This is a genomic window from Actinomyces haliotis (assembly GCF_015355765.1).
GTDB classification, from domain to species: Bacteria; Actinomycetota; Actinomycetes; order Actinomycetales; family Actinomycetaceae; genus Actinomyces; species Actinomyces haliotis.
The window spans coordinates 1-986 of sequence record NZ_JACWNA010000041.1 but is presented as its reverse complement, the minus strand read 5'-3'; the positions used below and the strand labels follow the sequence as shown (position 1 = coordinate 986).

Genomic DNA, 986 nt, shown 5'->3' with positions numbered 1-986 from the left:
TGAAGCGCCCTGGGTTTCGTTCCGACCTGTTATCTCAAGGAGGATCGGATCATGCCCCAGAAGTACACGCCCGAGTTCAAGGCGCGCGCCCTGCAGCTCATCGAAGAACGCGTCCAGGCCGAGCAGTGCTCGGGCTGGGTCGCCTGCACCGCCGTGGGTGAGGCACTGGGCGGTGTCTCGCCCCATACGTTGCGCAACTGGTGGAAGCAGAACCGCATCGATCGTGGTCAGGCTCCTGGGGTGACTTCCCAGGAGTCAGACGAGATGCGGCGGCTGCGCAGGGAGAATCTGGAGCTGCGGCGTGCCAATGAGATCCTGCGCAAGGCCTCGGCTTTTTTCGCAGCGGAGCTCGACCGCCCCACGACGAGATGATCCGGTTCATCGACATGCACCGCGATCAGTTCGGGGTCGAGCGCATCTGCCGCACCCTGGGTGCTACGGAATGTGGGTTCATCACCTCTCGCGGCTATCGCGCCGCGAAGGCACGGCCGGTCTGCGCGCGCACCGTGCGAGACGAGGTCCTCGTGGAGGAGGTCCGGCGGATCCATGCGGAGAACTACTCCGTGTACGGGGTGCGCAAGATGCACCAGGCGATGCGCCGTGCCGGCTGGGACGTCGGGAGGGACCAGGTCGCCCGGCTCATGCGGATCGCGGGCGTTCATGGTGTGCGCCGCGGACGCACGCCGGTGACCACACGCCATGCCGGCGTGCCGGATGATCGCCCTGACCTGGTGGAACGCAAGTTCATCGCCGATCGCCCCCACCAGCTGTGGGTAGCGGACATCACCTACGTGCGGACCCTGGCGGGGTTCTGCTACACCGCGTTCATCACCGACGTGTGCACCCGCAGGATCGTGGGATGGGCCGTCTCGGGCAGCCTCCACACTGCGGGGTTGCCGCTGCTCGCCCTCGAGCACGCGCTGGTGTGCACGGGCGCCAGCCGCGGCGATCAGGGCCTGATCCACCACAGCGACAGAGGCGCCCAG

General features: G+C 67.1%; 2 protein-coding genes and 1 other annotated feature. Both genes read left to right on the top strand.

All coding sequences use genetic code 11. The features are described 5' to 3' along the window. The first annotated feature begins 51 nt into the window (after window positions 1–51). The gene (locus IXW69_RS11375) at window positions 52–372 is read left to right on the top strand and encodes a transposase (protein ID WP_194786444.1); all 321 of its coding nucleotides are present in this window, start codon (window positions 52–54) and stop codon (window positions 370–372) included. Further along, window positions 330–431 (top strand) — a sequence feature (AL1L pseudoknot). (Overlaps the previous gene by 43 nt.) Next, on the top strand, window positions 369–986 hold a 618-nt coding region (locus IXW69_RS11370; protein WP_228525383.1), incomplete at its 3' end, for an IS3 family transposase. Its footprint overlaps the feature before it by 63 nt. The genes IXW69_RS11375 and IXW69_RS11370, both read left to right, overlap by 4 nt.

Coding starts and splice junctions, on each gene's coding strand:
- IXW69_RS11375 (WP_194786444.1), top strand. CDS start 52: ATGCCCCAGAAGTACACGCCCGAGTTCAAGGCGCGCGCCCTGCAGCTC.